Source organism: Neotabrizicola shimadae (genome assembly GCF_019623905.1).
GTDB classification, from domain to species: domain Bacteria; phylum Pseudomonadota; class Alphaproteobacteria; order Rhodobacterales; family Rhodobacteraceae; genus Neotabrizicola; species Neotabrizicola shimadae.
Genome location: NZ_CP069370.1, coordinates 3,258,413 through 3,285,047 on the forward strand (window position 1 = coordinate 3,258,413; position 26,635 = coordinate 3,285,047).

Genomic DNA, 26,635 nt, shown 5'->3' on the forward strand with positions numbered 1-26,635 from the left:
GACCCTTCGACCGGGCTTCCGGTCGGACCCCGGGCCGAACGCCCCGGCACTTCCACTGCGGAAGGCTACACATCGGAAATGGTGCTGGAGCGGGTGCTCTCTTCCCTCGATGACGACAAGGCCGAAAACGTCGTGCAGATCGACCTGCGTGGCCGTTCGGACATGGCCGACTACATGGTCATCTGCTCGGGCCGGTCCTCGCGCCAGGTGGCGGCGATCTCGGAAAAGCTGGCCGACCGGCTGAAGCAGGAATTCCGCATCTCGGCCAAGATGGAAGGCAAGGAAACCGGCGACTGGGTCCTGATCGACACCGGCGACGTGATCGTTCATGTCTTCCGCCCGGAAGTGCGCGAGTTCTACCAGCTTGAAAAGATGTGGCTCCCGGCCGGTGCGCAGGCCGCGCGGGCAAAGGCGACCACGGGCTCCTGATGCGGGTGCATCTCTGCGCGGTGGGCCGTCTGCGCGACGGCCCCGAACGCGCACTGGTTGAGGATTATCGGTCAAGGTTCGACCGCACCGGCCGGCTCTTGGGCCTTGGCCCTCTTTCCGAACATGAAGTCGAGGATCGCAAGGGCGGCGGCATGACCGCCGAGGCTGCGCTCCTGGAACGGGCCGTTCCCGCCGGAGCGCTGGTCTGCGTGCTGGACGAACGCGGCAAGGTCATGACATCCCCCGAATTCGCCGATCAGCTGGCGCGATGGCGCGATGGCGGGCGGCAGGATGTAGCCTTTGTCATCGGTGGCGCCGACGGACTTGCGTCCGCCTTCCGCGACCGGGCCGACGCGGCCCTGAGCTTCGGCCGCATGGTCTGGCCGCACATGCTGGTGCGCGTGATGCTGACCGAGCAACTGTACCGCGCTGCCTCGATTCTGGCAGGGGCTCCCTATCACCGGGCATAAGGTCCGGGCCGGGTTCTCGAAAACTCCGGCGCCGGGGGCAGCTGGCGTTGCCCCTGCCGAACCGAGCGGCTATGCACGGGCAAGACTCGCGAAAGGGTGGTTCGATGAGCATTCCGAAGCCGGTGGTTCTGTGCATCCTCGATGGCTGGGGGATCGGCCCTGACCCCGCGACCAGCGCTCCGGCCCAGGGCAATGTTCCCACCTTCAACCGCCTCTGGTCTACCTGCCCCCACGCCACCCTCGTCACCTTCGGCAATGACGTTGGCCTGCCCAAAGGCCAGATGGGCAATTCCGAGGTCGGTCACACCAATATCGGCGCGGGCCGCGTTGTGGCCATGGACCTTGGCCAGATCGACCTGGCCATCGAGGATGGCAGCTTCGCCACCAACCCGGCACTCCGCGCTTTCATCGCAAGGCTACAGGAATCTGGCGGCACAGCGCATCTGGCGGGCCTCGCCTCGCCCGGCGGTGTCCACGCCCACCAGACCCACATCGCCGAAGCTGCCCGCGTGATCGCCGCCGAAGGCGTGCCCGTCGTCCTGCACGCCATAACCGACGGCCGCGACGTGCCACCCCAATCGGCCGCCGACCAGGTTGCCGCGCTGGAGTTGGCCCTGCCGAAAGCCGCGCGGATCGTCACCGTCATCGGACGCTACTACGCCATGGACCGCGACAACCGGTGGGAGCGTGTCGCCCAGGCCTATGGGGCCATGGTGCACGGCGAAGGTCAGGCACAGGCCGCCAGCGCTGCGGAAGCCATCGCCAACGCCTATGCCGCCGGCAAGACCGACGAATTCCTGCCCGCCACAGTGATCGGCGACTACAGCGGCATGAAGGATGGCGACGGCCTGTTCTTCATCAACTTCCGCGCCGACCGTGCGCGCGAGATCCTGCGCGCCATTGGTGAACCCGGCTTTGCCGAATTCGACACCGGCACCCGCCCGAAGCTTGCCGCCATGCTGGGCATGGTAGATTACTCCACGTCCCACAACGCCTACATGACCACTGTGTTCCCAAAGCAGGAAATCGTGAACACCATCGGCGAATGGGTGGCAAAGCAGGGCCTCACCCAGTTCCGGCTGGCCGAGACCGAGAAATATCCCCATGTCACCTTCTTCCTGAACGGCGGCCGGGAAGAGCCCTTCCCCGGCGAAGACCGCGCCATGCCAAAGTCGCCCAAGGTAGCCACCTACGATCTCCAGCCGGAAATGAGCGCGCCCGAAGTCGGCGACCATTTCGTGGCGGCCATCGAAAAGGGCTATGACCTGATCGTCGTCAACTTTGCCAACCCCGACATGGTGGGCCACACCGGCAGTCTGCCTGCCGCGATCAAGGCGGTCGAGGCGGTGGACCAGCAGCTTGCCCGCGCCGTGACCGCGCTGGAAAGGGCAGGCGGCGCCATGATCATCTGCGCCGATCACGGCAACTGCGAGGTGATGGTTGATCCCGACACGGGCGGGCCACACACGGCCCACACCACCAACCCGGTGCCGGTGATCCTTGTTGGCGGCCCGGCTGGCGCCACGCTGGCCGGCGGGCGTCTTGCCGATCTTGCCCCCACGCTCCTCGACCTGATGCAGTTGCCTCAACCGCCCGAGATGACGGGGCACAGCCTGATCCGCTTTGCATGACACCCGGCCGCCTGCCCCTTCTGGCCCTGCTTGCAGCCCTCGCCATTCCGGCACAGGCGCAAACGGTCGCCGAACAGGCGGCCGCCGCTTCGGCCCAGTTGCAAGAGGCAATCAATGCGCTGGATGCCGCCTCGGGCTCGCGCGACCGGGTGGCGGCGCTGACGGCCACGATCCGGGCCTATGAGAACGGCCTTGCCACCCTGCGCACCGCCCTGCGCGAAGCGGAACTGCGCGAGGCCACGCTGAAGCTCCAGTTCGAGGCGCAGCGCGACCAGGTGGCCCAGCTTCTGGGCACCCTCTCCACGCTGGAAGCCACGCCCGAGCCGCTGCTCCTCCTGCATCCCGATGGCCCGCTTGGCATGGCCCGGTCTGGGATGCTCATCGCCGATGTCACGCCCTCGCTTCAGACCCAGTCCGAAAAGCTGAAGTCCCAGCTGACCGAACTGGCCGAATTGCGGCAACTGGAAATGGCCTCGGCCGAAACCCTGGCCGCCGGCCTGGCCGCTGCCCAGACAGCACGCACCGAACTCAGCCAGGCCATCGCCGACCGCACCGACCTGCCCAAACGCCTTACCGAAGACCCCGAGGCGCTGCAGCAGCTCCTCGACAGCGCCGATACGCTCGATGCCTTTGCCGCTGGCCTCGCCCCATCGCCTGAGCCGGGCGAGGCGCCGGGCTTCGCCGAGGCGAAGGGAAGCCTGCCCCTGCCCGCACTTGGCTCGATCCTGCGCCGCCCCGGCGAGGCCGATGCCGCCGGTGTCCGCCGCCCCGGCCTCACGCTCGCCACCGGCCCCCGCGCCCTGGTCACCACGCCCTGGCCCGCCACGATCCGCTATGTCGGCCCGCTCCTGAACTACGGAAATGTGATGATCCTTGAACCCGGAGATGGCTATCTTCTGGTTCTCGCCGGGATGCAGACGCTTTATGGCGAGGTGGGAGAGGTCATCGCCGCCGGGGCGCCGGTCGGCCTGATGGGCGGAGGCGATCCGGGGGTGCAGGAATTCCTCGTCGAAGCCGCTCAGGACGGTGGCGCCCGCGACACGGAGACGCTTTACTTGGAATTGAGGCAGGGTGCCGATCCGGTCGACCCGATGGCGTGGTTCGCCGCAACGAAGGACATGAACTGAATGAACAAGACCCTGATGGCCGCCATCGGCGGCACGCTGGCCGGGGTGCTTCTGACGACGCAGGTCGCCGGTCCGCTACTGGCGCAAGAGGCCGGGAAATCGACCACCGTCTACGAACAACTCGACCTTTTCGGCGACATCTTCGAACGCATCCGCGCACAGTATGTCGAACCGGTCGAAAGCCAGAAGCTGGTCGAAGCCGCGATCAACGGGATGCTCACCTCGCTGGACCCCCATTCCAGCTATATCGCCGCCAATGATTTCGAGGACATGCAGGTCCAGACCAAGGGCGAATTCGGCGGCCTCGGCATCGAGGTCACGCAGGAAGAGGGCTTCATCAAGGTCGTCTCGCCCATGGACGGCACGCCCGCCGACAAGGCCGGCATCAAGTCCGGCGACTTCATCACCCAGGTCAACGGCGAAAGCGTGATGGGCCTGACGCTCGACCAGGCGGTAGACATGATGCGCGGCCCCGTTGGCAGCGAAATCATCGTCACAATCGTCCGCGAAGGCGTGACTGACCCTTTCGATGTCTCGATCATCCGCGACACGATCAAGCTCACCGCGGTCAAGGGCCGTGTCGTGGGCAACACCGTGGTGCTGCGCGTCTCCACCTTCAACGACCAGACCTATCCTGGCCTGGAGGAAGAGATGAAGAAGCAGGTCGAAGCCGCGGGCGGCATCGACAAGGTCGACGGCTTTGTCATCGACCTGCGCAACAACCCCGGCGGCCTGCTCACCCAGGCGATCAAGGTTTCTGATGCCTTCCTCGACCAAGGCGAAATCGTCTCGACCCGCGGCCGCAACCCACAGGACAGCGAACGCTTCAACGCGACCGAAGGCGACCTCGCCCAGGGCAAGCCCGTCGTCGTGCTGATCAACGGCGGCTCCGCCTCGGCCTCGGAAATCGTGACCGGCGCCCTGCAGGACCACCACCGCGCCATCGTCGTCGGCACCAAGAGCTTCGGCAAGGGCTCGGTCCAGACTGTCATCCCGCTGCGCGGCGACGGCGCCATGCGCCTGACGACCGCGCGCTACTACACGCCCTCGGGCCGTTCCATCCAGGCGCTTGGCGTGATGCCCGACATCGTGGTGAACCAACCGGAACCGAAGGAAGGCGAAGGCACCGAGGCGGCGGCAGCCGAAAAGGATGACAACGCCCGGACCGAGGCCAGCCTGCGCGGCGTCCTGTCCAACGACTCGATGACCGAAGACGAAAGGAAGCAGCTCGAAGAAGAGCGCGCCCGCGTCGAAGAAGCCGCCAAGCTGCGCGACGAGGATTACCAGCTTGCCTATGCGGTGGACATCCTGCGCGGCCTGAACGCGGTCGCCCCGAAAGACGCCGAAGCCGAGCCCGCAGAACAATAACCGAAGGAGCGGGGCGGCCGCACTGCCGCCCCGAAGAAGGATGACACCCGATCCCCAAGCCCTGCCCTACCGCCCCGGCGTGGGGATCGTGCTCATCAATCCGGCCGGGCTGATCTTTGCCGGCCAGCGCATCGACAGCCCCTCGCCCGCCTGGCAGATGCCACAAGGCGGAATCGACGAAGGCGAAAAGCCCCGCAAGGCCGCCCTTCGTGAACTGGTCGAGGAGACCGGCGTCACCAAGGACAAGGTCGAATTCCTCGAAAAAACCAAGGGCTGGGTGACCTACGACCTCCCGCCCGAACTTCTGGGAAAGGTCTGGGGCGGCAAATTCCGCGGCCAGCGGCAGAAGTGGTTCCTCTACCGCTTCACCGGCGCCGACAGCGACGTGAAGATCGCCACCGAACATCCCGAGTTCTCGTCCTGGAAATGGATCGCGGCTGACGAGATGCTGGCCTCGATCGTGCCTTTCAAGCGCGCGCTCTACGACCGGGTGGTCGCCGCCTTTCGCCCCTGGCTGGCCTGACGGCTCAAGCCGCCAGGTTTCGTCCCCGCGTCCGGCGCAGCCCCGCAAGCGCCTGCGCCTCGTGCCGGTCCAGCCGACGGATCGCGCGGCCCCACCGGTCACGCGCTGCGGCAGCAGAACTCAGCGCCACCCCGTCGCACATCACCAGCGCCTCGGCACCCAGGTCGATCTCGACCCCCTGCGCGATAGCGCGCCGCCGGTCCGGCAGCGCGCGCAGGCCATCCGCAAGGTCGCCGGCCCGCACCAGGACGCGATCCTCGCCGAACAGGTATTCGACCGCCACATCCTCGCACAGCACATGCTGGTCAGCGCCCACCTGCAGGTCTGACATCAACCCGAAATAGGGCGCCCGCAGAAGCACCGGCGCCAGACTGCCCCGCGCCGGCACCACGACCCGGCGCACCGCCCGCACCTCGCGCAGGCCGGTGTCCGCCGTCACGACCGTGTCGCCCGGCCGCAAGAGGCCCGCCGCCACCGGTCCGACCGGCGTTTCCACCGGGCAGCGCAATCCGATCCAGGGCCGCGCTTCGGGTACCCCGACCCCGCCGGAAAGCCCTGTCCACAGGACAGCGGCGTGATGGCGCGCCGGGGCCTGTCCGGCACACAGGTCCAGAAGGTCGGCCAACAGAGGCGGCATGACCTCGGCACCGCTCGCCGCCAATGCCATCTCGGGCCGCCCCGCGATCTCGTAGCGCAGCGTCCACAGACGAAGCGGCGCGTCCCAGGCAAAGCTGACGCGACCAATCCCCTCGCCGCCTGGCAGCGGCCCTGGAAGGATGTGGCGCATCAGGCTGCGGCCCTGCAAATGGGTCACAACCAGTCCCGCCGGCTCCAGCATCAGGGAAAGCGCGCGCGGCCATCCCGCGAGGCTCCGATGGTCGAGGATCAGCGCCGATCGCGTCAACGGCAGCGCCACCTCCACGACAAGCGTCCCATGCTCCATCACCTCCACAGGCGAAGCCGTGGGGCGCCCCATGCCGGACAGCATGATCCAGTCGCCCGGCCTGCCCGCCGATGCGCCTTGTCCTGTCATGCCGCCGGATGGCGTCATCTCATCTCCTGCCGCCCGTCCGCCGGCAAGCCCGCGCCACTCCAAAGACCGGAGGCCGCCTTACTCGTCACTCGTGGGGGGCGCGCTGGCCCTGCCCGGTCCTGCCTCGGGACATTATCGTTGCCCGGAAGGTATGCGGCGATCGCGGTGAAGTCATGTACGACTGTACCGCTGTTGTGGCGCAGGCGCAGCGTGGTGGCCGCAAGGCCACAGTCCCCTCGGTTGCCGATGGTCACCACACGGGCTATCCCTGCACCGACCGCCCGAGGAGAGCCATCATGTCCCACGCCCCCGTCGATCCCGTCGCCCTGACCGCAGACCTGATCCGCTGTCCTTCGGTCACGCCCGAGGAAGCGGGTGCTTTGGTCTTGCTGGAACAGGTGCTTGCCGATGCCGGCTTCGACTGCACTCGGGTCGACCGGGGGGTGACCTCGAACCTCTATGCCCGATGGGGCAAGAAGGGCGCGAACCGCGCCTTCGGCTTCAATGGCCACACCGACGTGGTGCCGGTGGGCGACCGTGCGAAATGGACCCGCGATCCCTTCGGTGCAGAGGTGGTGGACGGCTGGATGTATGGCCGCGGCGCCACCGACATGAAATCCGGCGTGGCGGCCTTCGTGGCGGCGGCGGTGGACTTTGTCCGCCAGACACCGCCGGATGGAGCGGTGGTGCTGGCGATCACGGGGGATGAAGAGGGAGACGCGACCGATGGGACGGTCGCGCTTCTGGACTGGATGGCCGCCAATGGCGAGCGGATGACGCATTGCCTGGTGGGCGAGCCGACATGCCCCGAGACCCTGGGCGACATGATGAAGATCGGGCGCAGGGGCTCGATGACCGCGTGGTTCACAGTGACCGGGGTGCAGGGCCATTCGGCCTATCCTCACCGGGCGAAGAACCCGCTGCATGCGCTGGTAAGCCTGATGCACCGGCTGACGGCCGAGCCGTTGGATGAAGGGACGGACCACTTCGACGCCTCGACCCTGCAGATCACGACCGTCGACTGCGGCAATCCGGCGACCAATGTGATCCCGGCGGAAGCCAGGGGCACGGTGAACATCCGGTTCAACGACCTTCATTCGGGCGAGAGCCTGACGGCGCGGCTGCGGGCCGAGGCGGATCGGGTGGAGGCGGAAACCGGGGTGAAGATCGCGATGGCGGTGCAGGTCTCGGGCGAGAGCTTCGTAACGCCGCCGGGGGAGTTGTCGGAGATGGTGGCCAGGGCTGTAACGGTGGAGACGGGGGTCACGCCGCAGCTGTCCACCTCGGGCGGGACCTCGGATGCGCGGTTCGTGAAGGATCATTGCCCGGTGGTGGAGTTCGGGCTGGTGGGCAAGACCATGCATGCCGTGGACGAGCGGGTGGAAGTGGAGCAGATCCGCCGGCTGAAGGCGATCTATGGCCGCATCCTGCGGGACTATTTCGCGTGAGGCTGGAGATCGGGCTGACCGGCGACCTTGAGGCCTGCCTGGCGATCCGGCGGGTGGTGTTCATCGAGGAGCAGGGGGTGAGCCTGGCCGACGAGGTGGACGGGCGCGACGGGGAGGCCGAGCATCTGCTGGCCCTGCTGGACGGGGCGCCGGTGGGCACGGCTCGGATGCTGGTCGATGGGGAGACGGGCAAGATCGGGCGGGTCGCCGTCCTGGCCGGGGCGCGGGGCCGCGGCATCGGGGCGGCCCTGATCCGGGCCGCGGTGGAGCGGCTGAGGGAGCGGGGGCTGAAGGTGGCCAAGCTGGGGGCGCAGACCCATGCGGTGGGGTTCTACGAGGGGCTGGGCTTCACGGCCTTCGGGCCGGTCTATGAGGATGCGGGCATCCCGCACCGGGACATGAAGCTGGGGCTGTGAGGGGCGTCCGAGCTCGGACGCTTTGCTCACTTCAACAATATCAATGGGTTGCGAAGCCGCATTAACTTGGACTTAAGATTTGTCCGAGGCGGCCCGGGCAGAGCCGCGCGGGCGGGGGCGAACCCCGCCCGCGCAAGACCTGTCAGCCGTCCACGCGGATGCGGGCGTTCTTCGGGTCGAAGGGGCTGTCCTCCGTCACCACCGCATCCCATTCCTTGAGCTGGATCTTGACCTTCAGCTTCGTGCCCGGCTCGGCCAGATCGGGGCGGACATAGCCCATGCCGATCTGCTTGCCGAAAGCCACCGAGTAGCCGCCCGAGGTCAGGCGGCCGACCTTCTGGCCATCGAGCAGGAGCGCCTCCTTGCCCCAGGGGTCGGTATCCGACGGGCCGTCGATCAGGAGCGTGCAGCACTTGGCGCGCACGCCGGTGTCGATCACCGCCTGCTTGCCACGGAATTCCTTGCCCATGTCGACAAAGCGGTCGAGCGCGGCTTCCAGGGGCGTTGCGTCGCGGCCCAACTCGTTGCCGAAGGCGCGGTAGGACTTTTCCTGACGTAGCCAGTTCTGGGCGCGCGCGCCCACGCCCTTGAGCCCGTGCTTTTCACCCACCGACCAGATCAGGTCCCAGAGATAGCGGCCAAACTCGATGGGATAGTGCAGTTCCCAGCCCAGTTCGCCGGTATAGGCCACGCGAACGGCGCGGACCGGGCACATGCCCAGTTCAATATCGCGGTACGACAGCCAGGGGAAGCGCTTGTTGCCAAGAACGGTGGCAGGATCGGCATCCTTCACGATCTCGGCCAGGATGGCGCGGCTGTTCGGGCCGGCCAGCGCATAGACACCCCATTGCGTGGTGATGTCATGGACGTCGATGTGCCCGCCATCCATTGCCATGAAATCCTGTGCGGATTTCATCAGCCAGTCGGCATCGTAGGCCGTCCATGCCCCGGCGGAGATGAGGTAGTACTCGTTCTCCTTGAGCCGCACGATGGTGTATTCCGTCCGCACCGTGCCGGCATCGGTCAGCGCATAGGTCAGGTTGATGCGGCCGACATTCGGCAGCTTGTTGCAGGTCAGCCAGTCGAGGAAAGCGGTCGCGCCGGGGCCGCGCACCAGATGCTTCGTGAAGGCCGAGGCGTCGATGATGCCAGCGGTTTCGCGGATCGCCTTGGCCTCTTCCACGGCATGGGGCCACCAGGCGCCACGGCGGAAGGACCGGCTGTCATGGTCGAAGTTCGACGGCGCGTCCTTCGGACCATAGTAGTTGGGGCGTTCCCAGCCGTTCACCTGGCCGAACTGCGCGCCCATCTCTTTCTGCCGGTCATAGGCGGGCGCGGTGCGCAGGGGGCGGCAGGCTTCGCGTTCCTCGTCCGGGTGGTGCAGGATGAAGACGTGGTTGTAGCATTCCTCGTTCTTGCGGGCCGCGTATTCGGTGGTCATCCAGCCGCCGAACCGCTTGGGGTCAAGGCTGGCCATGTCGATCTCGGCCTCGCCGTTCACCATCATCTGCGCGAGGTAGTAGCCGGTGCCGCCCGCGGCGGTGATGCCGAAGGAGAAGCCTTCCGCCAGCCACATGTTGCGCAGGCCCGGCGCCGGGCCGACCAGCGGGTTGCCGTCGGGGGTATAGCAGATCGGGCCGTTGTAATCGTCCTTCAGACCCACGGTTTCGGACGAGGGAATCCGGTGGATGAAGGACATGTATTCCCCTTCGATCCGCTCCAGATCCAGCGGGAAGAGGTCGGCGCGGAAGCTGTCGGGCACGGCATATTCGAACCGCGCCGGGGCGCCCACTTCATAGGGGCCGAGAATCCAGCCGCCGCGTTCCTCGCGGACATACCACTTGGCATCGGCATCGCGCAGAACGGGGTGCTGCGGGTTGGTCTTGCGCCATTCCACCAGGGCCGGATCGGGCTCTGTCACGATATACTGGTGTTCGACCGGGATCGCCGGGATCTTGATGCCCAGCAGTTTCGCGGTGCGCTGCGCATGGTTGCCAGTGGCGGTGACGACATGTTCGGCATGGATGGTGAAGCTGTCTTCCGAGGGCAGAAGCATCCCGCCCTTTTCCTCCATCCGCCGGCAGGTGACGATCCATTCGTCGCCGGTCCAGAAGTAGCCGTCCACCTGGATGCGGCGTTCGATGGTGGCGCCGAGTTGCCGCGCGCCCTTGGCCATGGCCTGCGTGACATCGGCCGGATTGATGTAGCCGTCCTGCGGGTGATAGAGCGCGCCGATCAGGTCTTCGGTGCGCACCAGCGGCCAGCGGTCCTTGATTTCCTTCGGTGTCAGGAATTCGTGGTACACCCCGGCGGTTTCGGCCACCGACGAATACAGCATGTATTCGTCCATCCGTTCCTGGCGCTGCGCCATGCGCAGGTTGCCCACGACATAGAAGCCGGGGTTCAGGCCGGTTTCAGCCTCCAGCCCCTTGTAGAAATCGACCGAGTACTTGTGGATGTGGGTGGTCGCGTAGCTCATGTTGAAGAGCGGCAGGAGCCCGGCAGCGTGCCAGGTGGAGCCCGAGGTCAGCTCGTCGCGTTCGACCAGCATCGTATCCCAGCCCGCCTTGGCCAGGTGATAGGCGATCCCGGTGCCAACGGCGCCGCCGCCGACGACAAGGGCTTTGACATGGGTTTTCATCGGCAGACTCCCGGCATGGTTTTGCAGAAATATGTGCCCGAAGCGCGCGGCTTCGGGCAAGGAAGGCGACGTGTTGGGGCGGAAAACGACAGGATGGCCCAACTGCGACATGCGGGCGCGACATGCGGGCGCGGGGGCGGAGCGGCAGGAGCCGTGCAGGGCGCTATGCAGCCCGGCCTTCGGGCGCTATGCACATCGGACACCTTTTTCTGGATGGCCCCCGGATGTCTCGCCCCAAGATCACGCCCGAAGAGGCGCTTGCCTATCACCTGGACCCCCGCCCCGGCAAATACGACATCGTGCCGTCGAAGCCGATGGCGACTCAGCGCGACCTTTCGCTGGCCTATTCGCCCGGCGTGGCCGTGCCGGTGCAGGCGATCGCCGACCGGCCCGAGACGGCCTATGACTATACCGTCAAGGGCAACACCGTGGCGGTGGTGTCGAACGGCACGGCGATCCTGGGGCTTGGCAACCTTGGCGCGCTCGCCTCGAAGCCGGTGATGGAGGGCAAGGCGGTGCTGTTCAAGCGCTTTGCCGATGTGAACGCCATCGACATCGAGTTGGCGACCGAGGACCCGGACGAGATCATCCAGGCGGTGAAGCTGATGTCGCCAACCTTTGGCGGCATTAACCTCGAGGACATCAAGGCGCCGGAATGCTTCATCATCGAGAGCCGGCTGAAGGAGATCTGCGACATCCCGGTGTTCCACGACGACCAGCACGGCACGGCGGTGATCTGCGCGGCCGGGCTGATCAACGCGCTGGAGCTGACGGGCAAGAAAATTCAGGACGTGAAGATCGTGCTGAACGGCGCGGGTGCGGCGGGGATCGCCTGCCTGGAGCTGTTGAAGAGCATGGGCGCGCGGCATGACAACTGCATCATGTGCGACACCAAGGGGGTGATCTGGCAGGGCCGCACCGAGGGCATGAACCAGTGGAAATCGGCCCATGCGGTGAAGACCGAGGCGCGCACGCTGGAAGAGGCGATGGTGGGGGCGGATGTGTTCCTGGGCGTTTCGGCCAAGGGGGCGGTGACGCCCGAGATGGTGGCGCGCATGGCGGAGAACCCGGTGATCTTCGCCATGGCGAACCCGGACCCGGAGATCACGCCGGAAGAGGCCCATGCGGTGCGGCCCGATGCCATCGTGGCGACGGGGCGGTCGGATTACCCCAACCAGGTGAACAACGTGCTGGGGTTCCCCTATCTGTTCCGGGGCGCGCTGGACATTCATGCCCGGGCGATCAACGACGAGATGAAGGCGGCCTGCGCGCAGGCGCTGGCGAAGCTGGCGCGCGAGGATGTGCCGGACGAGGTGGCGATGGCCTATGGCCGGAAGCTGGCCTTCGGGCGGGATTACATCATCCCCACGCCGTTTGACCCGCGGCTGATCCATGTCATCCCGCCGGCGGTGGCCAAGGCGGGGATGGACACCGGGGTGGCGCGGCGGCCGATCATCGACCTGAAGGCCTATGAGCAGAGCCTGAAGGCGCGGATGGACCCGACGGCGAGCATCCTGCAGGGCATCCATGCGCGGGCGCGGCAGGCGCAGGCGCGGATGATCTTTGCGGAAGGCGATGATCCGCGCGTGCTGCGTGCGGCGGTGGCCTATCAGCGCGCGGGACTGGGCAAGGCGCTGGTGGTCGGGCGCGACCAGGATGTGCGCGAGAAGCTGGAATCGGTGGGCCTGGCCGATGCCATGCGCGAGCTGGAGATCGTGAACGCGGCCAATACGCGGCATCTGGATGCCTACAAGGACTTTCTCTACAGCCGGTTGCAGCGCAAGGGGCATGACCGGCAGGACATCCACCGCCTTGCGGCGCGGGACCGGCATGTGTTTTCGGCGCTGATGCTGGCGCACGGACATGGCGACGGGCTGGTGACGGGGGCGACGCGCAAGTCGGCCTATGTGCTGAGCCTGATCAACCACGTCTTCGATGCCTCGGCGGCGGATGGGGCGGTGGGGGTGACGGCGCTGTTGCACAAGGGGCGGATCGTGCTGATCGCCGATACGCTGGTGCAGGAATGGCCGGAACCCGAGGATCTGGCGAACATCGCCACGGCCGCCGCCCGCGTGGCGCGCAACCTGGGGCTGGAGCCGCGGGTGGCTTTCGTCAGCTTCTCGACCTTCGGATATCCGGTCAGCGAGCGGGCGACGAAGATGCACGACGCGCCGCGCGTGCTGGACGGGCGCCGCGTGGATTTCGAGTATGAAGGCGAGATGACGGTGGATGTGGCGCTGAACCCCGAGATCATGGCGCAATATCCGTTCTGCCGCCTGACCGGCCCGGCCAACATCCTTGTGGTGCCGGCGCGCCATTCGGCATCCATCTCGGTGAAGCTGATGCAGGAGATGGCGGGGGCCACGGTGATTGGCCCGATCCTGACCGGGGTGACGAAGCCGATCCAGATCTGTTCGGTGAACTCTACCGTGAACGACATCCTGAACATGGCAGTGATGGCGGCCTGCCGCGTCGGCTGACCCGTGGCCGGTGGGGGCGCCTTCCCTCCCCTGCCGGCCCGCACTAGGGTGACCCCGACACGACCGGAGCCCTTGCTGATGACACCCGCCTTCGCCCCCGACAGCCCCGATGCCCGCAACCTGCATGTCATTGCCCCCGACAGGCTGGACGACTGGCTTGCCGCTGCCCCGCCGCATTGGGCGGGCTGGCTGAAGGCGACCGGGTTCGAGGCGGGATACGGCGAGACGCGGCTTCTGCCCGGCGCGGACGGCGTGGAGGCGGCGGTCGTGGGCCTGGGCAGCGCGCAGGCGCGGCGGCGGTTGCGGTTCGGGCTTGCGAAGGCCGTGGCGTCGCTGCCGCAAGGCGACTGGCGGCTGACGGGCGATATGACGCCCGAAGAGCGGAGCGAGGCGGCGCTTGGCTGGCTGATGGCGGGCTATCGCTTTGACCGCTATCGCCCCGGCAAGGCCGAGAAACCGCAGCCCCGGCTGGTGGCGCCGGAGGGCGTGGATGCGGCGCGGCTGGAGGCGATGGCGGCGGGCGAGTTCCTGACCCGCGATCTGGTGAACACGCCGTCGGCCGACATGGGGCCGGACGAGTTGGAAGCCGCGTTCCGCGCGCTGGCGGCGCGGTTCGGCGCCGAGGTCGAGGCGGTGAAGGGCGAGGCGCTGGAGGCGGGCTTTCCGATGGTTCATGCCGTGGGCCGCGCGTCGGACCGCGCGCCCCGCATCCTTTCGATGACCTGGGGGACGGGGCCGAAGTTGACGCTGGTGGGCAAGGGCGTGTGCTTTGACACCGGCGGGCTGAACATCAAGCCGACCTCGGGCATGCACCTGATGAAGAAGGACATGGGCGGCGCGGCCACGGTTCTGGGCCTTGCGAAGATGATCATGACGCTGGCGCTGCCGGTGCGTTTGCGCGTGATCGTTCCGATGGTGGAAAACGCCATCTCGGGCCGGGCGCTGCGGCCGCGCGATATCCTGACCAGCCGCAAGGGCCTGACGGTGGAGGTGAACGACACCGATGCCGAGGGGCGGCTGATCCTGGGCGATGCTCTGGCCTGGGCGGACGAAGAGGCGCCGGACCTGCTGGTTTCCATGGCGACGCTGACCGGATCGGCGCGGGTGGCGGTGGGGCCGGACCTTGCGCCCTATTACGCGACCGAAGATGCGGTGGCGGCGGCACTGGAAGCGGGCGCGAAGGCGGGGTTCGACCCGGTCTGGCGCTTGCCGTTCTGGGACGCCTACGAGACCATGATCGAGCCGGGCATCGCCGATCTGGACAACTGCCCGCCGGGCTCTTTCGCCGGATCGGTGACGGCGGCGCTGTTCCTTCGGCGCTTCGTGTCCTGCCCGCGCTATCTGCATTTCGACATCTATGCCCATGCCCCCGCCGAGTTGCCGGGGCGCACGAAGGGCGGCACGGGCCAGGGGGCGCGGGCGGTTCTGTCGGCGCTGCCCGCCCTGATGGGAGTTTGAGGATGGACCGCCGCGACACGCCGTTTTCGGGCCGGGTGGCTCATGTCTCGCTGAAGGGCCGGATCGAGGCGGAGGCGTTCACCGAGGGCGAGCCGGCGCTGGTGGCGCGGCCCCTGGTGAACCTGCTGACGCGGCCCGGCGGGGCGCGGGACCGCCAGTTGTTGCTTGGCGATGCGGTGACGGTGATCGACCGCGAGGGCGGCTTTGCCCATGTGATGGCGGCGAAGGACGGCTATTGCGGCTGGCTGGACGCGGGCGCGCTGGAAACCGGCGGGGCGGAGCCCACACATTGGGTGCGGGCGCGGGCCTCGCACCTGTATTCCGACGCGGTGGTGCAGGCGCCCGAGATCGCTGCCTTGACGCTTGGGGCGCGGGTGGCGGTTCTGGAAACCGGGCTTGGCAAGATGGGCCGGTTCGCGCGGACGCCGCACGGGTTTGTTCCGGCCTGTCATCTGGCGGCGCTGGACGACCGGCCCGCCGATGTGGCCGGCGTGGCCGAGATGTTCCTGGGCACGCCCTATCTGTGGGGCGGCAATTCCAGCGCGGGGATCGACTGTTCGGGCCTGGCGCAGGCCGCGCTGCTGGCCTGCGGGCTGGCCTGCCCTGGCGATGCCGACCAGCAGATGGCGGTGGGCCGGGCGCTGGCGGCAGACGAGCCGCTGCGGCGGGGCGACCTGATCTTCTGGAAGGGGCATGTTGCCGTGGCGGTCAGCGCGGACCGGCTGATCCATGCCAACGGGGCCACGATGTCGGTGGCTTACGAGGACACGGCGGCCTGCATCGCGCGCATCGCGGCGCAGGGCGAAGGCGATGTGATCGGGCGGCGGCGGCCCTGAGCGTCAGTCCGGCACGTCAGTCCGGCCCGACGGGACGGATGAGCTTGCGTTCCAGTACCTTGAGCACGGCACCGAGGTCATGGCCACGGCGCAGCACCTGGCCATCCATGCCGACCACGGCATACATGCCTTGGCGCAGCCGCAAGCGGGGGTGCTTTTCAACGCGATACAGCGGCGTTTCCGCCGTGCGGCGGAAGATCGAGAAGATCGCACGGTCGCGCAGGCAGGACAGGCCATAGTCGCGCCATTCGCCAAGCGCCACCATCCGGCCATAGACCGACAGGATCAGCGCAAGCTCGCGGCGGTCGAAGCTGACCTGATCATCCAGGTGCGGGGACAGCGGGAAGGGGGTCGGCGACTGGACCGTCATCTGTCCAGATTACCCGGTGGGCGCGTCAAATCAAGCGTTGCGGATCGGGGCTGTGGACATGTCCCGACCACGTCGCGCAAAGACCGCCGCCGCGCCTGAATCCTGCCCATCTAACGCCGCGATCCGTCGGCATGAAAGGACATGTAGCCAGTGAAGGGCCGCCCGGCGGTCGGGGACGAAAGCCCCCACCCAGCTCCGGTCGACGGGCGGTTCCTTTCGGTTGCAGGCCAAGTGGGCCCTCGGTGAGAAGCCGGGGGCAATGCAACATAAGGCGGTCCCCGGAGGCGATCCCGGGGGCCGTTTTCCGTTACTGGAACTCGGGCGAGATGCGCAGCCCGCCGGTGACAAGGCCACGCCAGTTGCGCATTTCCGGCTGGAGCCGGCGGATCACCGCGGGATGGCCGGCCTCGATGACGCCAAGCCGCACGAGAAGCGAGGCGATGGCGGCCTCGCGCGCCTTGTCGCTGCCGTCCATGATCTTCAGCGCGATGCCGAGGCCATGTTCCGGCAGGATGGCGATGTGGACGCCATCGGCGCCGCCCTTGATGGCGGCCTTGCCGGCGGCGGCGCGCATCAGTTCGGTATCGGCCTCGCCCTCGCCGGCCACCAGTTCGGGGTGCTTCATCATCGCCTCGCGCAGGCGGACCATGGCGTCGGAGCGGGCATCGCCACCCTCGGCCCCGGCATAGCGCGCCATGGCGCGGCCAAGGCCAAGAACCGAGGTTGCGAAGTTCGGGGCCGAGCAGCCGTCGATGCCATAGCCGGGGCTTTCCTCGCCCGTGACCTCCTCGAAGGCCTGGCGGATGGCGCGCTGGATCGGGTGGTCGGCGTCCACGTATTCGGGGCCGGCGCGCAGGTGTTTCGTGAAAGTCAGGAAGCCCGCGTGCTTGCCCGAGCAGTTGTTGTGGATCTGGCAGGGCGTCTCGCCCGCGATGATGAGCCGGTCACGTTCGGGGATGTCGCCAGGCCAGTGGCTGCCGCAGCGCAGGGCGGATTCGCCGAGGCCCAGGTCGGCCAGCCAGCGGCCGACGCGGGCGGTGTGGATTTCGGCGCCGCGGTGGCTGGCGCAGGACAGGGCGAGTTGTTCGGTGGTGAGCCCCGCGTGATCCGCGATGCCGCTTTCGACCATCGGCAGGGCCTGCAGCATCTTGCAGGACGAGCGCGGATAGATCACCGCGCCCGGATCGCCCCAGCTTTCCACGATGCCGCCCTTGGCATCCACGATCACGGCATGGCCCACATGGCGGCATTCCAGCCGGCCGCCGCGCCACTGTTCGACCATCGAGACAGGTTGACCCATCGGCAAGTTCCTTCACACCTGCGCGAATTTCTGCCCAGAGGGCTTTCATGCAGCGCGCGTTCTGCGATACTGAGGGTTATCGGGTTGATGTGCCTTCCGCCATATGAAAAGGCCGCACGACAAGCGGCCCGTGGCAGAGGGCCAGGCAGAGGCGGCTGGAGGCTGTGACAGAGATGATTTCCCATATGGTGCGCGCGCTGTCCGGCGCCGCTGTGGTGGCGGTGCTTGCAACGGGTGTGCAGGCCCAGGAATCCACCAACGTCGTGGCCACGATGACGGACTGGAGCGTCTTCACCGAGGAAAGCCCCAAGGAATGCTGGGGCGTGTCCAAGCCGAAAGAAACGGTGAACACGCGCGATGGCCAGCCGGTGCAGGTGCGCCGCGGCGACATCCTTCTGTTCGTGACCTTCCGGCCCGGCAAGGCTGGCGAGATTTCCTTCACCGGCGGCTATCCCTTTGCCCCGGGCTCGACCGTGAAGGTCGAGGTGGACGGCAGCAGCTTTGATCTGTTCACCGATGGCGAATGGGCCTGGCCCGGCGCGGCGCAGGACGATGCCGCGCTGCTGGCCGCGCTGAAGAAGGGTGCAACCGCCGTGATCAGCGCCCGGTCCGGAAAAGGCACCCAGACCAAGGACACCTTCAGCCTGCGCGGCTTTACCGCCGCCATGACCGAAGCCGAGAAACGCTGCAAGTAAGCGACCGGCACGGGAGTTTCCGCGCCCCGGCCCTGCCGGGGCGTTTTGTTTTTCCCGAGAATCGCCTATATCCGGCGTCTTGACGCCAGAGGACACCATGACCACCCCCACCGCGCCCATCACGCAGGATGTCGTCACGATCGCCCGCAAGCTGCCCGAGGGCGGGCCGGTCAACCTTGTCGGGCTGACGCGCGACCAGCTGCGCGACGCACTGATCGCGGCGGGCACGCCGGAGCGGCAGGCCAAGATGCGGGTGGGCCAGATCTGGCAATGGATCTATCACTGGGGTGTGCGCGACTTTGCGCAGATGACCAACCTGGCCAAGGACTACCGCGCGCTTCTGGCCGAAAAGTTCGTGGTCGAGGTGCCGCAGATCGTCAGCCGCCAGATCAGCGCCGACGGCACGCGCAAGTATCTGGTGCGCATCGCCGGCGGGCACGAGGTGGAGACGGTCTATATCCCCGAAGAGAACCGGGGGACGCTCTGCATCTCGTCCCAGGTGGGCTGCACGCTGACCTGCACCTTCTGCCACACCGGCACGCAGAAGCTGGTGCGCAACCTCACCGCGGCGGAAATCGTGGGCCAGGTCATGCTGGCGCGCGACGATCTGGGCGAATGGCCGAAGCCCGGCGAACCCAAGGACGAGACCCGGCTTGTGTCGAACGTGGTGCTGATGGGCATGGGCGAGCCCTTGTACAACTTCGACAACGTGCGCGACGCGATGAAGGTGGTGATGGACGGCGAGGGCCTGACGCTGAGCCGCCGCCGCATCACGCTTTCGACCTCGGGCGTGGTGCCGGAAATCGCCCGCTGCGCCACCGAGATCGGTTGCCAACTGGCGATTTCCTTCCATGCCACCACCGACGAGGTGCGCGACAAGCTGGTGCCGATCAACAAGCGCTGGAACATCGAGACGCTGCTGAACACGCTGCGCGAATACCCCAAGCTGTCGAACAGCGAGCGGATCACCTTTGAATACGTCATGCTGAAAGGCGTGAACGACAGCGACGCCGATGCGCGGCGGCTGGTGAAACTGATTTCCGGCATCCCGGCGAAGATCAACCTGATCCCGTTCAACGAATGGCCCGGCGCGCCCTATGAGCGTTCGGACTGGGAGCGGATCGAAACCTTCGCCGACATCGTGTACAAGGCCGGCTATGCCAGCCCGATCCGCACCCCGCGCGGAGAGGACATCATGGCCGCCTGCGGGCAGCTGAAGTCGGCCACCGAACGGGCGCGGAAAAGCCGGGCCGAGATCGCCGCCGAAGCCGGGCTCTAGTCGCGCGGGCTGGCGGCCACGGCATCCAGGCCGCGGTCGAACTCTTCCCGCGTCACGACGCCGTCATCGTCGAAGTCGAAGATCGACAGGGACTTCCACTGGCGTTGCGGCAGGCCGTCCTGAGAAGACGGGGTTGCCATGGCCTGCACCTTGATTTCCTCGAAGGTGACAATTCCGTCGGTGTCCAGATCCGAACGCAGGAAGGCAGCGGCCGCGCCGTTCTCTCCGCGGTTGGCGCGCAGCATTGTCTGCACTTCGGCCATGGTGACTTGCCAGTCGCCATCCAGGTCGGCCGACAGGATCGTCGCCACAAAGCGCGACCGCTGCTCTGCTGCGCTGAAATCGACCGCCCGGCCATAGCTGATCGGGAAGGTCGGCGGCAGGCCCATGGATTGAAGCCCCACGAGGTAGGAGTCCTCCAGATCCTGCCTGCCTTCCGGGGTGACGGCGCGTTCGCGCATCATGCTGATGTGCGAACGCATCTGCCTGTCGGTTCCGGCTTTGCTGACGATGACTGCGTAGTCCGCAACAAGCGCGGCCGGGTCCCTGGGCGCGGCGTCTGACGCCGCCTCCTGTGCGGCAAGGGGAAGGGCCATGAGGGCGCAGAGAAGCGGGGCAAGAAGAACTGGTCTGGGCATGACGACACTCACTGATTGAACCTTCAATCTTTCCAGACAGTTTGTCGAAATCGTGACAGGTGCGTGTCTCTTCGGCGCAGGCTGTTCCCGCCTTGCGCGGCCTCTGTCTGCGTGGTCCCGTCCGAGGGCGGCGCAGTCGCCGGTTCGGTGCCACTGCGGCGGCCGACTGCGCGGAACAGCACCGGGGTGAGCAGGATCGACACCGAGGCGAGGACCAGGACGGCGAAGGCATCGGGGAAGGGCAGCGTGTCCTTCATCGACTGGGCCGGCCCGGGGGGAGGCGCACATCGCCACGCCGGCCATCAGGGTTCCGGCGATCAGCGGCGGGCGCAGTCGGTGCGCGGCAAGGCCCTCCGGGCAGGATGGTGGTGTCAGGGACGTCACGTGGTGCAAGGGTCCTCTGGCAGGGGTCCGGCACGTGTCGGGGCTTGGACCTCGCCCGGTCGGACCCGCAGGCTGCGGGCCCTCATGAGGCAATGGTTTTCGGCCATGATCCCAGCCTCTGCCGGGGTGGAGGTGTTTCAGCCGAAGCGGAAAGAAAAGCCGGCGCGACGGTTCGAATTGACGCCGGCGGGGAAGCGTTTACCCCTTGGGCATGGCCGAAGCGAACATCCTTCCCAATACCCTGGCGCGCCGCCTGTTCCTGGAGGTCCACGCGCTGGCCGAACCGCCTGCGGGCCCTGCAAAAGGCGCGGCGTTGCAGGAGCTGATCCGGCGGATCGGCTTTGTCCAGGTGGACAGCATCGCCACGGTGGAGCGGGCGCATCACATGATCCTGTGGTCGCGGCGGCCGACCTACCGGCCCGAGGATCTGGCCCGCGCGCTGGAGCGGGACCGGACGCTGTGGGAGCACTGGACGCATGACGCCTCGATCCTTCCGGCCGAGGTGTTCGGGCACTGGAAGCACCGCTTTGCCCGCGACCGCGGGCGGCTGGTCGAGCGCTGGACGGGCTGGCAGCAGGCGGGGTTCCACGAGAAGTTCGACGAGGTGCTGGCGCGGGTGGCGGAGCATGGGCCGGTGTCGGCGGCCGAGGTGGGCGAGGGCGAGAGCCGCGGGTCAACCGGCTGGTGGGACTGGCACCCGTCGAAGGCGGCGCTGGAATATCTGTGGCGGGTGGGGGAGCTGTCGGTCACGCGGCGGGAGAATTTCCGCAAGGTCTATGACCTGACCGAGAGGGTGTTGCCGGGGCACCACCGGGAGGCGGAGCCTTCGGAGGAGGAGACGCTGGACTGGGCCTGCGCCTCGGCGCTGGACAGGCTGGGCTTCGCAACCTCGGGCGAGCTGGCGGCCTATTGGGGGCTGATCGGACCCGAGGCGGCGAAGGGCTGGGTGGCCCGCGCGCTGGCATCGGGGCGGGTGGAGCCGGTGGAGGTGGAGGGGGCCGACGGGACGCTGCGCCGGTCGGTCGCCTGGCCGGGCTGGCGGGCGCGGGCCGAGGCGGTGGCCGAGCCGCCGGGCCGCATCCGGGTGCTGTCGCCCTTCGACCCGATGCTGCGGGACCGGAACCGGGCCGAAAGGCTGTTCGGGTTCTTCTACCGGATCGAAATCTATGTGCCCGAGCCCAGGCGGGTCTGGGGGTACTATGTGTTCCCGGTGCTGGAGGGGGACCGGATCGTGGGGCGGCTGGATGCCAGGGCCGACCGGGGGGCGGGGGTCCTGCGGGTGCGGGCCTTCTGGCCGGAGGCCGGGGTCCGCTGGGGCGCGGGCCGCGAGGGCCGGCTGATGGCCGAGCTGGACCGCCTGGCCCGCTTTGCCGGCTGCGACCGGGTGGAACTGGCCCCGGACTGGCTCCGCGAGACCGTCCGAGCTCGGACGCCTGGTCCGGGTGTTTGATTTCAAGGGGTTGGCGGCGCGGATTAACTTGGACTTAAGAATTGTCCGAGGGTGGGGTCTCGTGCGGATGGTGCGTGCGAGCAGGCACCCTGCCGGGGGTGGAGGTGCGTGGTGGGTTTCACCCAGCCTGCGCTTGCTCTGGGGGTCATGGGGGCAGATCAACCGGGATTTGGGAATTGGAGGTTGGCCGACAATGCGACCTCTGACCGACGCCCCACGAAGTAGCCGCTGGCCTGCCTCCGTGGGTAGCAACCGCTTGCGGCGGCCGACGCAGCGATCTGTTTAGTGGAACTCCTGCCCGCCGGGTTCTGAAGCGATCTCGGCCAGCCGCTCGCGGACCCAGGCATGTGCAGGGTCATGCTGCATCCGTTCATGCCAGACGGCGATCTTGGTGAAGCCCATGACGGGAAGGGGTGGTTGTCGGACCACGATGCCCTCCATGGCCTTGGTCAGGCGCCGTGGGACAAGGGCAATGGCGTCGGAGCCGCGCACCAGGCTGAGCAGGACCAGGAAGCTCGGCAGGGTCGCAACGACACGGCGGCTCCGGCCGATGCGGTCGAGTGCCAGATCCGTTGCGCCCCGGAACTGCGTGCCGTCATGCGACATGATCGCGTGGTCCAGTGCGCAGAACGCATCCAGGTCGAGCCGGTCGGCCTGGGGATGGCCGTCACGCAGGATGCAGACATAGGTTTCCTCGAAAAGCTTGCGCGACCGCAGGGTATCGGCCGCCATGTCCGGAGTGACGAGGGCGAAATCGAGGCTGCCGCTGGCGAGATCGGCGGCAAAGTCTGAGGTGATCGGCCGTACGGCCACGCGAAGTCCGGGGGCGATGCGCCGCAGCACCTGCAACAGCGGAAGGATCACGGCGGCTTGGGCATAGTCGGTGGCCGCGATGCGCAGCATGCCTTCCGTCGTGGCCGGGTCAAAAGCCTCGGGCTGCACCAGTCCTTCGATCTGAGACAGGGTCTGCCGCAAGGGCTCTGCAAGGGCGATGGCACGCGGTGTCGGCAGCAGGCCGCGCTGCGCGCGCACAAAAAGCGGGTCGCCAAAGACATCGCGCAGGCGCGCGAGCATCCCGCTGACGGCGGGTTGGCTGAGGCCAAGGCGTGCCGCGGCCAAGGTGACCGAACGCGTGTCGATCAATGCATCCAGCGCCTTGAGCAGGTTGAGGTCAAGAGATGTGATATTGGTCATGCCGATATCAGAGCTAACGTTTGGCAATTGGACTTATGACAGGGCCACGCCCATCTTGCCAGTCATGACACCGCTTCCGAAGCGGAAGCCTCAATCGACAGGAATATCCCATGTCTGACATCCTCTGGCCGGCCGGCTTTGTCCCCGGCTTCACCGACAACTATGTCTCGAACGAAGTCATCGTGGCGGGCCTGACCGCCGCCGCAGTCTGGCCCTTCCTCGCAAGGCCCGCCCTTTGGCCGAGCTACTACCACAATGCCTCGGACGTCGAGATCCTTGACGGCAAGGGGCCCGAGCTGACCTTGGGCGACCGCTTCTTCTTCCGCACCTTCGGTTTTCCTGTCCCGGCCCGCGTTGTCGAATGCGTGCCGCCCGTCGATGGCCAGCCCGCACGCATCGCGTGGCATGGCTGGGCCGGCGAGGAGGGCGCACCGGATCGGCTGGACGTGCACCACGCCTGGCTGATCGAAGACCTGTCTCATGGCCGCGTGCGCATCCTGACCCAGGAAACCCAGAACGGCGTCCCTGCGCGTGAGATGGCCGTGGCCAAGCCGAACCCGATGATCAACGGCCACCAGGACTGGCTGGACGGCCTGATCTCGTCGGCCCGCGGCTGATCCCCGAGTGCTTGGCCTTGTCCTCCGGCTCCGCAGGGATCGTCACGATCCGTCCTGCACCGACGCCTTGAGGACGGCCTCCACCCGGTCGCAGATGTCGTGGGTTTCTCGCACGGGGAGGTCGGAGGGGACGACCAGGGGAAACTCAATCAAGATGGCCTGGCCGGCGGGACGGGTGCGGAGGTCGTGGGGCCCTACCGCGCCAACCGTTGGGCGCAAGATGATGGCGCCGGATCGGGCGGACGGCCGGGCTGGCGTTCGCGGCACCTGTCAGCGATGCCCGGCTTGACCGGAGCTCGACTCCATCAGCCGGGCATCGCGCAGACCGGGGAGCGGTCGGGGAGGACCACGTTGTTGCGGGTGGCGTAGGCTTCCCAGAGCGCGAGAAGCTGGGCTGCGACTTCGGGTTGCGCTTTGGCGAGGTCGCGTGTCTCGCCGGGGTCGGTCGCCAGATCGTAAAGCTGCCAGTCGCCCGTGCCTTGGGGTTCGCAGAGCCAGAGGAGCTTCCAGTCCCCCATCCGGACCGCCCGGTTGCCGAACAGCTCCCACCCGATCCAGTCGGTGGGCGAGCGGATCTGGTCGCTGGTGGCGCCGAGCACCGGGGCGAGGGACTTGCCCATCAGCGGCGGGATCGGGTGGCCTTCGAAGGCTTCGGGATAGGGAACCTGGGCGGCATCGAGAATGGTCGCCGGCACGTCGGTGATATGGGTGAAGGCGGCCGAGATGCGGCCGCTGCCCGCGACACCGGGGCCGGAGACGATCATCGGCACGCGGATGCCGCCTTCGGACAGGAAGCCCTTGTAAAGGCGCAAGGGGCCGGCGCTGACCTGCGCCCAGGCGGGGCCGTACTGGATGAAGGTGCCGGCCTTGCCCCAGTCCTCGGGCCGGCTGTTGTCCCACGGTGCGCCCATCGGCATCAGGTTGCCCTCGGGGCCGTTGTCCGACAGGAAGATGATGAGCGTGTTGTCGTAAAGGCCGGCCGTTTTCAGAGAACCGATCAGTTGGCCGATGTTTGCATCCATATGCGCGACCATGGCCGCGTAAAGCTCCATCCGCCGGGCTGAGTCCTGTCGTTCGGCCTCGGTCAGGTCGGCCCAGGCGGGGATGTCGGGCAGGCGGGGGAAGACGGTGGCCTCTGGCCCCAGGATGCCGAGGGTTTTCATCCGGTCGATCCGCTGGGCGCGGAGGACGTCATAGCCCTGGTCGTAGCGGCCGCGGTAGCGGTCGCGCCAGTCGGCGGGAAGCTGGAACGGGTCGTGCGGGGCCTGGAGCGCGAGATAGGCGAAGAAGGGTTTCCCGTCGCCCTGGGCCTTCGCGATGTTGTCGATGATGGCGGCGGTGTAATCGGTGCTGGAGTGGAAGCCGGGGCGCAGCGCCTTCAGCACCTCGCCGTTGTAGGTGTAGAGCTGGCGCTCGCCTTCCGCGCCCCACATGTCATCGAGATGGCTGCCGCCGCCGGGGATCAGCGCCAGGTCGCGCGTGAAGCCGCGGGCGGCGGGGAACTGGTCGGGCTCTTCGCCCATGTGCCACTTGCCCGCCATGAAGGTGTTGTAGCCCGCCTCCTTCAGGAGCGCGGAGACCGGGGCGATGCGGTCGCTGAGATGGCCTTCGTAGCCGGGCTTGCCGGCCTGGTTGGGGGCCATGAACTCGGCCATGTTGCCAAGCCCGGCGGTGTGGTTGTCGGTGCCGCTGAGCAGCATCGACCGGGAGGGGGAGCAGGTGGCGCTGGCGGTGAACTGGGTGAAGCGGATCCCGACCGCGGCGAGGGCGTCGAGGTTCGGCGTCTCGATCTCGCCGCCGAAACTGCCGAGGTCGGCATAGCCCGCGTCGTCGGCCACGATCAGCAGGATGTTGGGCCGGGTGTCCTGCGCATGGGCTGCGCTGGCGAGGACAAGCGCCAAGGCGCCTGCGAGCCCGAGACCTGCGCTGCGCGCGATGCCGATCAGACCCATGGGTCCGCCCTCCTGCCCTGGAACCTTGCCTGATCTGCCGTCAATTCGGGCAGGGCTCCATGATTCAGGTCAATCGGGTGGCTGGTTGCGTTGCCGCGGGGCGGGTTGGCCTGTGCGCCTTGTGCCGCCGGCCGAGGTGGCGATGCGCAGGAGGCGGCGGCGGTCGCCGTCGAGCGCGGCGTCCAGAAGGCCCGCGAGGCAGCCGCGCGTCTTCAGATGGGGCACGAGGCTGGCGTGGCTTTGGTGCGGGAAGACCAGGTGGTCGATGCCGGCGCCGGACGGAAAGCGACGCGCGGTGGCGAGGTCGTCCTGTGCGCCGTGGAACAGCACGGCGCGGCCGGGCGGCGGCAGGGGCGCGACGGGGTGGATCAGGGGCGGCAGCGCCGCCATCCAGTGCGACCAGCGCGGATCGGGCGGGGTCAGCGCATGTTGCGGACCGAAGGCCAGCACCACATCCACCGGCAGGAGGCGGGCGGCAACCAGCGCCGCATAGCCGCCCATCGACAGGCCGATGGCCGCGATGCGCCGGACCGGGGCGCGGGCGGTCACGTCGGCCAGGGCCTGGGCCAGCGCCGGGGCGAAATCGGGGTGGTTGCCCCAGGACCGTGCGGCGTCGCGCACGAAAAGCGCCCGACGGGGCGTGCCGCCCTTGCCCGTGGCTGTTCCCACGAATTCCGGCGACGGCGGGCGGGCCGGGTCGTGGCCGATGGAGGAGAAGGCGATGACGAGATCGGTGCCGGGGGCATCGGCGTGGTCGATCAGGATGGGGAGGCGGGTGCGGAGCGGGGTGAGCACGGGGAATCGGGAGGTGGGTTTCACCCAGCTTACCGCCATCGCGGCCCTGCATGTCACGGGGAAGACCGTGTCGGGCCTTGCCGGTGATGCCGGGAACCGCC

General features: G+C 67.7%; 25 protein-coding genes. 15 read left to right on the top strand and 10 right to left on the bottom strand.

Features of this window, described 5'->3' with window-relative positions; translation table 11 throughout:
- The first annotated feature begins 78 nt into the window (after positions 1-78).
- The 6 genes from rsfS to JO391_RS15875 all read left to right on the top strand — a co-directional run bounded on the left by rsfS (position 79) and on the right by JO391_RS15875 (position 5,548).
- On the top strand, positions 79-429 hold the full coding sequence (gene rsfS / locus JO391_RS15850; RefSeq protein ID WP_220661412.1) for a ribosome silencing factor: 351 nt from the start codon (positions 79-81) through the stop codon (positions 427-429).
- Positions 429-899 carry a 23S rRNA (pseudouridine(1915)-N(3))-methyltransferase RlmH gene (gene rlmH, locus JO391_RS15855; protein ID WP_220661413.1) on the top strand — a complete coding sequence of 157 codons (471 nt, stop codon included), beginning with the start codon at positions 429-431 and terminating at the stop codon, positions 897-899. Before rsfS ends, rlmH begins: the two co-directional genes overlap by 1 nt.
- A 104-nt stretch (positions 900-1,003) precedes the next feature.
- Entirely contained in the window at positions 1,004-2,530 is a 1,527-nt protein-coding gene (gene gpmI / locus JO391_RS15860; protein ID WP_220661414.1) for a 2,3-bisphosphoglycerate-independent phosphoglycerate mutase, read from the top strand.
- Positions 2,527-3,657, top strand: a complete 1,131-nt coding sequence (locus tag JO391_RS15865; RefSeq protein ID WP_220661415.1) for a murein hydrolase activator EnvC family protein — start codon at positions 2,527-2,529, stop codon at positions 3,655-3,657. The genes gpmI and JO391_RS15865 overlap by 4 nt, the downstream gene beginning before the upstream one ends.
- Positions 3,658-5,025, top strand: a complete 1,368-nt coding sequence (locus tag JO391_RS15870) for a S41 family peptidase (protein WP_220661416.1) — start codon at positions 3,658-3,660, stop codon at positions 5,023-5,025.
- Positions 5,026-5,065: 40 nt separating this feature from the next.
- Positions 5,066-5,548, top strand: a complete 483-nt coding sequence (locus JO391_RS15875; protein ID WP_220661417.1) for an RNA pyrophosphohydrolase — start codon at positions 5,066-5,068, stop codon at positions 5,546-5,548.
- A 4-nt stretch (positions 5,549-5,552) separates the two neighbouring features.
- Here the strand turns inward: JO391_RS15875 and JO391_RS15880 are convergent, their stop codons facing one another.
- Complete coding sequence (locus JO391_RS15880) at positions 5,553-6,599, bottom strand: Hint domain-containing protein (RefSeq protein WP_220661418.1); 1,047 nt, start codon at positions 6,597-6,599, stop codon at positions 5,553-5,555.
- 278 nt (positions 6,600-6,877) lie between these two features.
- Between JO391_RS15880 and dapE the strand changes: the two genes are divergently transcribed.
- Both dapE and JO391_RS15890 read left to right on the top strand, forming a co-directional pair.
- Entirely contained in the window at positions 6,878-8,029 is a 1,152-nt protein-coding gene (gene dapE, locus JO391_RS15885) for a succinyl-diaminopimelate desuccinylase (RefSeq protein ID WP_220661419.1), read from the top strand.
- The gene (locus JO391_RS15890) at positions 8,026-8,445 is read left to right on the top strand and encodes a GNAT family N-acetyltransferase (RefSeq protein ID WP_375155669.1); all 420 of its coding nucleotides are present in this window, start codon (positions 8,026-8,028) and stop codon (positions 8,443-8,445) included. The genes dapE and JO391_RS15890 overlap by 4 nt, the downstream gene beginning before the upstream one ends.
- Positions 8,446-8,587: 142 nt before the next feature.
- On the opposite strand, the gene JO391_RS15895 is transcribed toward JO391_RS15890, so the two are convergent.
- Complete coding sequence (locus JO391_RS15895; protein ID WP_220661420.1) at positions 8,588-11,086, bottom strand: GcvT family protein; 2,499 nt, start codon at positions 11,084-11,086, stop codon at positions 8,588-8,590.
- Positions 11,087-11,310: 224 nt separating this feature from the next.
- Here JO391_RS15895 and JO391_RS15900 point away from each other — a divergent pair, with 224 nt between their 5' ends.
- The 3 genes from JO391_RS15900 to JO391_RS15910 all read left to right on the top strand — a co-directional run bounded on the left by JO391_RS15900 (position 11,311) and on the right by JO391_RS15910 (position 15,860).
- Positions 11,311-13,566: an NADP-dependent malic enzyme gene (locus JO391_RS15900; RefSeq protein ID WP_220661421.1), complete on the top strand. Its 2,256-nt coding sequence runs from the start codon at positions 11,311-11,313 to the stop codon at positions 13,564-13,566.
- A gap of 78 nt (positions 13,567-13,644) precedes the next feature.
- Positions 13,645-15,024, top strand: coding sequence for a leucyl aminopeptidase family protein (locus JO391_RS15905; RefSeq protein ID WP_220661422.1), 1,380 nt, complete (start codon positions 13,645-13,647; stop codon positions 15,022-15,024).
- A gap of 2 nt (positions 15,025-15,026) precedes the next feature.
- Positions 15,027-15,860 (top strand): C40 family peptidase, encoded by an 834-nt coding sequence (locus tag JO391_RS15910; protein ID WP_220661423.1) that lies wholly within the window; start codon positions 15,027-15,029, stop codon positions 15,858-15,860.
- 16 nt (positions 15,861-15,876) lie between these two features.
- Here JO391_RS15910 and JO391_RS15915 read toward each other — a convergent pair whose 3' ends face one another.
- On the bottom strand, positions 15,877-16,230 hold the full coding sequence (locus tag JO391_RS15915; RefSeq protein ID WP_220661424.1) for a DUF2794 domain-containing protein: 354 nt from the start codon (positions 16,228-16,230) through the stop codon (positions 15,877-15,879).
- Positions 16,231-16,537: 307 nt separating this feature from the next.
- Positions 16,538-17,530 (bottom strand): asparaginase, encoded by a 993-nt coding sequence (locus JO391_RS15920; RefSeq protein WP_220661425.1) that lies wholly within the window; start codon positions 17,528-17,530, stop codon positions 16,538-16,540.
- A gap of 173 nt (positions 17,531-17,703) precedes the next feature.
- On the opposite strand from JO391_RS15920, the gene JO391_RS15925 reads away from it, so the two are divergent.
- Together JO391_RS15925 and rlmN are read left to right on the top strand one after the other, a co-directional pair.
- Complete coding sequence (locus JO391_RS15925; RefSeq protein WP_220661426.1) at positions 17,704-18,225, top strand: invasion associated locus B family protein; 522 nt, start codon at positions 17,704-17,706, stop codon at positions 18,223-18,225.
- Positions 18,226-18,322: 97 nt separating this feature from the next.
- Complete coding sequence (rlmN, locus tag JO391_RS15930; RefSeq protein WP_220661427.1) at positions 18,323-19,504, top strand: dual-specificity RNA methyltransferase RlmN; 1,182 nt, start codon at positions 18,323-18,325, stop codon at positions 19,502-19,504.
- Here the strand turns inward: rlmN and JO391_RS15935 are convergent.
- Positions 19,501-19,986, bottom strand: coding sequence for an EF-hand domain-containing protein (locus JO391_RS15935; protein ID WP_220661428.1), 486 nt, complete (start codon positions 19,984-19,986; stop codon positions 19,501-19,503). The two genes, rlmN and JO391_RS15935, sit on opposite strands and share 4 nt — an antisense overlap.
- Positions 19,987-20,165: 179 nt before the next feature.
- Positions 20,166-20,399 carry a hypothetical protein gene (locus JO391_RS15940; RefSeq protein ID WP_220661429.1) on the bottom strand — a complete coding sequence of 78 codons (234 nt, stop codon included), beginning with the start codon at positions 20,397-20,399 and terminating at the stop codon, positions 20,166-20,168.
- Positions 20,400-20,737: 338 nt separating this feature from the next.
- Between JO391_RS15940 and JO391_RS15945 the strand changes: the two genes are divergently transcribed.
- Entirely contained in the window at positions 20,738-21,976 is a 1,239-nt protein-coding gene (locus JO391_RS15945; protein WP_220661430.1) for a winged helix-turn-helix domain-containing protein, read from the top strand.
- Positions 21,977-22,258: 282 nt separating this feature from the next.
- On the opposite strand, the gene JO391_RS15950 is transcribed toward JO391_RS15945, so the two are convergent.
- Positions 22,259-23,170 (bottom strand): LysR family transcriptional regulator, encoded by a 912-nt coding sequence (locus JO391_RS15950; protein WP_220661431.1) that lies wholly within the window; start codon positions 23,168-23,170, stop codon positions 22,259-22,261.
- 110 nt (positions 23,171-23,280) lie between these two features.
- On the opposite strand from JO391_RS15950, the gene JO391_RS15955 reads away from it, so the two are divergent.
- Complete coding sequence (locus tag JO391_RS15955; RefSeq protein ID WP_220661432.1) at positions 23,281-23,787, top strand: SRPBCC domain-containing protein; 507 nt, start codon at positions 23,281-23,283, stop codon at positions 23,785-23,787.
- Between the two features lie 42 nt (positions 23,788-23,829).
- On the opposite strand, the gene JO391_RS15960 is transcribed toward JO391_RS15955, so the two are convergent.
- The 3 genes from JO391_RS15960 to JO391_RS15970 all read right to left on the bottom strand — a co-directional run bounded on the left by JO391_RS15960 (position 23,830) and on the right by JO391_RS15970 (position 26,573).
- Positions 23,830-24,054, bottom strand: a complete 225-nt coding sequence (locus tag JO391_RS15960) for a cation transporter dimerization domain-containing protein (RefSeq protein WP_259444725.1) — start codon at positions 24,052-24,054, stop codon at positions 23,830-23,832.
- Between the two features lie 38 nt (positions 24,055-24,092).
- Entirely contained in the window at positions 24,093-25,739 is a 1,647-nt protein-coding gene (locus JO391_RS15965) for an arylsulfatase (RefSeq protein ID WP_220661433.1), read from the bottom strand.
- A 69-nt stretch (positions 25,740-25,808) separates the two neighbouring features.
- On the bottom strand, positions 25,809-26,573 hold the full coding sequence (locus tag JO391_RS15970) for a dienelactone hydrolase family protein (RefSeq protein ID WP_220661434.1): 765 nt from the start codon (positions 26,571-26,573) through the stop codon (positions 25,809-25,811).
- Positions 26,574-26,635: the final 62 nt, after the last annotated feature.